Here is a 6,759-nt window from a genome sequence, read left to right as displayed (position 1 = left end):
GACCTGCTGAGCTGGTTACAGAAGATCTGCCAATAGCCTCTTATTTATGTCAAGTAAATAGGGCATAAATAGGCTCATTGCTTGTTTGTGCCCATCAACTTGACATAAGCAATTACTTTGCATAATTCCCATTATGTAAAGCTTTACATAACGGGAAGACACACTGATCAGTAACGACCATGACCGGCCCCTTGCCTTTGAGGCCCGCTTTTTCACGCGCGCCAGGACCCGTCAGATACCCGGGACTCGTGATAAACTTGACTCGGTTGACAAATTTCCCCTTTACCAGGCGCATCATAATCACAATTCGCTCGGCACATGAGGCAATGTCATTAGCTCCACCACTCCCGGGCAGTCTGACCTTTGGTCGGGTGTAGCCCCCGATTTCTCCGGGAATAACTGTGGTGTTCAGGTTCCCGAAGCGGTCGACCTCAGCCCCCCCAAGGATCCCCAGCGTGATAAAACCCCGTTGTAAATCAGCCATGACACGCCACAGCGGACCAGCCATCAGGGCATGTTCAGCCGTGGGGCTATCAGCTACCGTCCAGGGAATACGCGGGCTGCGGGCTCCCACACCGCCACCTTCATAAATCAAGATGGCATCCGGTGCATGCGTATTATTCGCACAAATCCCCGCGATCAAGGGCAGCCCAATTCCGATGAAAGCAATATCGTCGTTGCGAATCTGGCGGGCGACGGTAGCACCCATTAGTTCAGAAACCGTGTAATCTTTAGCGTAATTCATCTGCCTCCCTCCTCGACGAGGATTTGTGGAATTCGGTAATTATCTACTTCTAGTTCCTTCAGGGCCGCCAAACGTTCCCACCCAACCTTTTTTAAGTACTCAGCGTGATTTTCCACCCCAAAGACCCACTCATCTATCCAGGCGGTGATTCCTTCTGGGGTTTTCGCAGCAGCCATTATTTCACGCCGAAAAGGGATGTCCATCCAGTAGTATCCCGAGAAAGATACGGGATGGCAGCCATACGGTACCTCCACCACCGCTGATACGCTGTACCCAGGAATCACTGTCATATTAGGAATCTTGCGGATCTCGCTGGTCGGTACAATTTCTTCACACGTTAAAATCACATGCTTCGCAGCGCGCGCCATGATGTCGTCATTCACATAACACCCCCACAATTGCGCGTTGCCGGTTTTGTCTGCCCGTTGCGCGTGGATAAGGGCCACATCCGGATTGGCCGCCGGTACCAGGGCAACCGGCCCGCCACCGTAAGGATCTTCAATCACTTTTATCCTGGGATTAACATTGACAATATCTGTTCCCAGCATAGTCTTGACAGGCATAAAGGGTAACCCCATCGACCCGGCCAACAGCCGGGCGGCCATCCCCAGGTTGGAATATTCCTCGACCTCGATAAAATTAGGGATTCCCTTTTCCACCGCGCGGCGGTAGTTCACTCCGTTGCCAATTACTCCAATCCAGATATAAGCGCATTCGATTCGACTTATGCAACCGGCCGCGATCAGCAGTTCCGCCGCGTCGCAACTGGAATCGGTGACCAAGGTTAGATTTCGTTTCCGCTGGCGGATGATCTCGTAACATGTGGCCATTGGTTCGCGGGCACTCAAGCCGCCAAGGGCGAACGAGCAACCATCAGTCACGAACTCACCCACTGCTTCCTTCAGGGTCATCCGTTTGTCTTGCAACCAACATCTCCCCTTCACCCATTGGAGGTTCTTTCCCCTGTCTCTTCTTTATTAAATAAATTAATAAATCTTTTCAAAACAACTTCACTACGTTTCAATCATGCAAACCACAAGAGAATATTCAGGCGCTCAGACCAGTTATCATGTTCGACGCCCAATTGAGCAAATAGCGTAGCCTCTTTTCACGGCATGAAGGTTTACCACGGCTGAACGTGATTAATCTCCTAACTCATGCACATTACCCCCCTTCCCCTTGGCCTAGCTCGGGCTCAGTCATATCCGCCCTCCTTATCTTTCTGGTAAACCATTTTGTGTTCACCCTTACAATTTTTAACTACAAGCAATAATCGTGCCAAGTTTGCCGCACGTTCTTAAACCGTACCAACCAACGTTCTTTTTCCCAGTTCCGATAATGTCTAAAATAACTCTAAACCATGGTTCGACATCTTACGACAACCGGGATGATGTTTCATTCCTGTCGAAAATCGCCATTTTGCGCATGCATGGATGAAACCTCACAGATCCGGGGGCATCACTTTTCAGGAAGGAGAAAAAATAAAGGCATCCAGGGTCAGAACGCCTTCGTTACCTTAGGGTTTACATTCGAAAATTGTTCACTTCCTGTCGCAAATCCTCAGCCAGTTTGGTCAGAGTATTAGATGAGGTCGCAATGGTCCCCATTTCCGCCAGCCGTATGGGCAGCCAGTTGTTTGGATTTTCCGCCTGTGCCTTGGCCACTACGGTAATCGTGCTATAATTTTTCGGATAATCCACCAATTTACTTGCCGATTCGACTTGAACGCCAGTATCTAGCCGCGTCCCAGATTCTGAAAAACAAAAATGTTTTATTTTATGCAATAATGGTGCATTACTATTGCAAAAATGAAACCTGGAAGGATGGATTCCAGGCTTCAAATCTACCGCCGCTAGTCCCAATTATTTATACTTGTTTTGTCGGTTAGGTTGTGTATATAAGCCGACAACAGTATAATAACTGTTTCAAATATGCAACATTAAATCCTATTAAAAACCGTGAAATTTTCGGGCAAAACCCTGTCATGGCGCATTCTCAAAAGGTTTACGAACGAATTTTTCATCGTCATTTTGTCTTGGCACAATTTTTGCTATATTCTCCAATAAATAGAAAAATACTGCCAAGCTTAACTTCTATTTCAAATATTCGAGAAAACAATGTTTTCTCGATTTTTAAAAACCTCCCAATTTTTCAGCACTTCCTTATCGCTAGCTGTCGGGGAAGTGCCCCCTTTTTTCAAAAAGCATGTTATTGAATGATGAGTGTTTGGAAGATAGAGTAAAACCAGCGTTGCTGGCAAGCTGGGCTACACCATGACGCAGGCACTCTTCAAAAAAGCCACTTTGTCAACTTGATTTTTATGGCGCCAGATTACACGGGGGGTGAGTGGATGAATTCTAAGATTGTCATGGTGACACCAGAACCTCTTCCTCCTTTTATGGAGACAGAAATTCGTAAACATATCGACATTATTTATGCTGTCATGGAAGAAGTCATCCCTTGGCTGGATGTTATCAAGAAGTCAAAAGTCAAGGCTGTAATCAGCCGCGGCGGTACAGCAGATATTATTCGTTCGCACCTGGATATACCCGTAGTTAACGTGGAAATCACCACTTTCGATGTTCTCCGAGCCATCTTCGAAAACCGAAATAAGCTCCTTCCCCATGAAAAAGAAATCGGCTTGGTAAGTTATTATAAATCTGGTTATGACATCCCTTCCATGGAACGCATTCTGGGGCTAAAAATCCATAACTTCAGTTACCAGACAACCACCGATCTGCACAATAACGTGCTGAAGGCGAAACAATTAGGTTTAAGAACGATTTTTGGCGGAAAGATCACGCACGATGAATGTAAAAAGCACGGCCTCCAGGGAATTTTGCTGAGCATAGCCCAGGACACCTTCATTCAATCACTCCAAAGATCACATGACATTATTAACATTCGCAAACATGACTCTGAATTAAACGAGCGTCTGAAAGCAATCCTTAATCTAACCCAAGAAGGCATCATCTCGACTGATTCAGCCGGCAAGATCAACCTGATCAACCCGACCGCAGAACGCCTCCTCGGTCTTGATAGGACAGTTATTGGTCAACACATCAACGAAGCCTTACCTAAAGAACTGATTAATATCTTAAACTCATCCGTAGGCGTTTCCCGGCAAATAGTCAGTACCCCCCGGGGTCAAATTGTGGTCAAAAGCACTCCTATCAGCGTGGAAGAAGATGTCGTCGGTACAGTAGCGACTTTCAATGATGTCACCGAGGTCCAAATGCTTGAGTACAAAATCAGAAAAGAATTATTTGCCAAAGGTCTGGTCGCTCAGTACTCCTTCGATGACATCATTGGCCTCAGCGAGCCCTTGCTCAGAGTTATTTCTGAAGCCCGCCATTACAGTCCCTCTGATGCCACGGTGCTGATCACTGGTGAGAGCGGAACAGGCAAGGAATTGTTTGCCCACAGCATACACCGGGCCAGTCACCGCCAAGAAGGTCCTTTTGTGGCCATTAATTGCGCCGCTCTACCGGAAAACCTTTTAGAAAGCGAGCTTTTTGGTTATGAGGAGGGGGCTTTTACCGGGGCACGTAAGGGAGGAAAACCCGGACTATTTGAACTTGCCCACAATGGCACCCTTTTTCTGGATGAAATCGGCGAAATGCCTTACCAGCTCCAGGCCCGTTTACTGCGAGCATTACAGAATAAAGTAGTCAGGCGGATTGGGGGAGAACGCTTAATCCCAGTGAATGTACGAATAGTTGCGGCCACCAACAGCGACCTGCTAGAACTAGTCAAGCAGGGACTGTTCAGAAAAGACCTTTATTTCCGCCTTGACGTTCTCAGACTTAAGATTCCACCCCTCCGCAATAGACTGTCTGACATCCCTTACCTTTTGGACCACTTTATCAAAAAAATATCGGCCAAATACAACAAGCGTGTCCCCGGGTTATCAAAAACCCTCACCCGCCATCTCATGCTGTATAATTGGCCAGGAAATGTCCGGGAATTGGAAAATTTCGTGGAAAAATACGTCCTGCTGTATGACCCGGGCCAAGACCCCGAGGAATTAAATCAGCGGCTCTTAGCCCTACTCGGCCTGGAGGACAGAGAAGTCAAGAGGCCGGCGGTTACCATTAGAGTCGGTAACCTGGAAGAAATGGAAAGAAACATCGTGGCTAAGCTAGACGAAATTTATCAGGACAAACAGGAGCTGGCCGACTTACTGGGCATCAGCAGAACCACCCTCTGGAGAAAACTCCAGTACAAGAAAGGAAGAAAAATGGCTAATCGAAATAAAAGATGAGAGAAAATTCACCCCCCAGACCCAATCCCCCTAATCAAGCTTTGGTCAGCGCCTGATTGAGATCATCAATCAGATCATTGATGTGCTCCAGACCGACAGACAACCGGATGAGATCATCGGTCACACCTGTGGACAACTGCTCCGCTGGGGTTAACTGCTGGTGGGTAGTACTCGCCGGGTGGATCACCAGCGACTTGGCGTCACCGATATTGGCCAGAAGCGAGAAAATTTCCAGATTATCAATAAACTTCATGGCTTTTTCCTTTCCGCCTCTGATGCCAAAAGTCAATAGGGCACCAAATCCATTTTGATAATACCGCCTGGCCAGCTGATGTGACGGATGTTCCGGCAGCCCAGGATAGTTCACCCAGGCAACCGCCGGGTGTCCTTTTAGAAACTCAGCCACCGCCAGCGCGTTCTCTGAATGTCGCTTCATCCGCAACGGTAGAGTTTCAATGCCCTGTAGAATCAGCCAGGCGTTAAACGGGCTGAGGCAAGGTCCAAAATCGCGGAGGAGCTGTACCCTGGCCTTAACGATAAAAGCCGTCGGCCCAAAAGCTTCCGTATAGCGCACCCCGTGATAAGTTGGGTCTGGTTCGGTAAAGGCCGGGAAATTCCCATTGGCCCAGTCAAACTTCCCTCCGTCAACGATAATCCCGCCGATAGAAGTCCCGTGACCGCCTAAAAACTTGGTCGCCGAGTGAATGACGATATCTGCCCCGTGCTGAAGAGGACGGCATAAATATGGGGAAGGAATTGTATTGTCAACAATGAAGGGAATGCCGGCTTCATGGGCAATCTGGCTTACGGCCTCCAAGTCAATCACATCAAGCTTCGGATTGCCGCTGGTTTCCGCGTACAAGGCTTTCGTCTTGGCAGTAATGGCTTTTTTGAAATTGTTCGGGTCAGCCGGGTCAACAAATTTAAACGTTATGCCCAATCGCTTCAGCGTTGCCGCGAAGAGATTATATGTTCCGCCATAAAGGCTGTTCGCCGAGACAATTTCGTCGCCGCTTTGAGCGAGGTTAGCAATGGTGATGAACTCCGCCGCCTGACCCGAGGCCACGGCCAGAGCGCCCACCCCTCCCTCAAGTTCGGCGACCCGCTTTTCCAAAACGTCCGTCGTGGGATTCATGATTCGGGTATAGATGTTCCCCGTTTCTTGTAGCCCAAATAACTTCGCCGCGTGCTCAGCATCATCAAACACATAGGAGGTAGTTTGGTAGATGGGCACGGCCCGGGATCTGGTCACTGGGTCAACCTCTTGTCCAGCGTGCAAACTTTTCGTTTCAAATCTCCACTTACTCTTTTCCCCCATTACAAAAACCCCTTTCGTCTGGTTTATTGAAAAAATATGCCTCTTTGTGGATCACAAAGAGGCATAGCTTATTCATTCAAATTAGCATAGCCTCTCATCTTTCAGATCTGCGTATGAGATCTGCTGGAATTAGCACCTGCTGTTGCCCAAGAATATCCATGGACAGACACCGGTTGCCGGGCTTCATCGGGCCAGTCCCTCAGCCTGCTCTGGATAAGAGGAATTGGTATTAAGTTTAGCATTTGTATATGCTTAGTAAGATATTACCATACAGTTCTTATGGTGTCAAGAACTAAAAGGACAAAGTCCGTGTCAAGATCTAGTAGGTATCTCCACAAAAATTTTTTCCGCTATGAGACCTCACCGTTCAAAACATCAGCATCAAGGCAGCGGCCTTGACAGCCACCCCACAGGTGGTCAAATATTGGCACC

The 6,759-nt window shown here is 48.0% G+C and carries 5 protein-coding genes and 1 riboswitch; of the genes, 1 reads left to right on the top strand and 4 read right to left on the bottom strand.

All coding sequences use genetic code 11. From position 1 onward, the window contains the following. Nucleotides 1–112: 112 nt before the first annotated feature. The 3 genes from HPY81_11425 to HPY81_11415 all read right to left on the bottom strand — a co-directional run bounded on the left by HPY81_11425 (nucleotide 113) and on the right by HPY81_11415 (nucleotide 2,445). Nucleotides 113–745 (bottom strand): hypothetical protein, encoded by a 633-nt coding sequence (locus tag HPY81_11425; protein ID NPV28012.1) that lies wholly within the window; start codon nucleotides 743–745, stop codon nucleotides 113–115. Beyond that, nucleotides 742–1,656 (bottom strand): CoA transferase subunit A, encoded by a 915-nt coding sequence (locus tag HPY81_11420; GenBank protein ID NPV28011.1) that lies wholly within the window; start codon nucleotides 1,654–1,656, stop codon nucleotides 742–744. The genes HPY81_11425 and HPY81_11420 overlap by 4 nt, the downstream gene beginning before the upstream one ends. A gap of 612 nt (nucleotides 1,657–2,268) precedes the next feature. Then, the gene (locus tag HPY81_11415; GenBank protein NPV28010.1) at nucleotides 2,269–2,445 is read right to left on the bottom strand and encodes a hypothetical protein; all 177 of its coding nucleotides are present in this window, start codon (nucleotides 2,443–2,445) and stop codon (nucleotides 2,269–2,271) included. 650 nt (nucleotides 2,446–3,095) lie between these two features. Here HPY81_11415 and HPY81_11410 point away from each other — a divergent pair. After that, complete coding sequence (locus tag HPY81_11410; GenBank protein NPV28009.1) at nucleotides 3,096–5,009, top strand: sigma 54-interacting transcriptional regulator; 1,914 nt, start codon at nucleotides 3,096–3,098, stop codon at nucleotides 5,007–5,009. A 34-nt stretch (nucleotides 5,010–5,043) separates the two neighbouring features. Here the strand turns inward: HPY81_11410 and HPY81_11405 are convergent, their stop codons facing one another. Next, nucleotides 5,044–6,327, bottom strand: coding sequence for a homocysteine synthase (locus tag HPY81_11405; protein ID NPV28008.1), 1,284 nt, complete (start codon nucleotides 6,325–6,327; stop codon nucleotides 5,044–5,046). 91 nt (nucleotides 6,328–6,418) lie between these two features. Beyond that, nucleotides 6,419–6,547: riboswitch (SAM riboswitch) on the bottom strand. Nucleotides 6,548–6,759: the final 212 nt, after the last annotated feature.

The sequence above is a fragment of the Bacillota bacterium genome, from assembly GCA_013178045.1.
Taxonomy (GTDB): Bacteria; Bacillota; Ch66; order Ch66; family Ch66; genus Ch66.
The sequence above is the reverse complement of the archived record's forward strand: the minus strand, read 5'-3'. Positions and strand labels throughout refer to the sequence as shown.

Coding starts and splice junctions, on each gene's coding strand:
- HPY81_11425 (NPV28012.1), bottom strand. CDS start 745: ATGAATTACGCTAAAGATTACACGGTTTCTGAACTAATGGGTGCTACC.
- HPY81_11420 (NPV28011.1), bottom strand. CDS start 1,656: ATGACCCTGAAGGAAGCAGTGGGTGAGTTCGTGACTGATGGTTGCTCG.
- HPY81_11410 (NPV28009.1), top strand. CDS start 3,096: ATGAATTCTAAGATTGTCATGGTGACACCAGAACCTCTTCCTCCTTTT.
- HPY81_11405 (NPV28008.1), bottom strand. CDS start 6,327: ATGGGGGAAAAGAGTAAGTGGAGATTTGAAACGAAAAGTTTGCACGCT.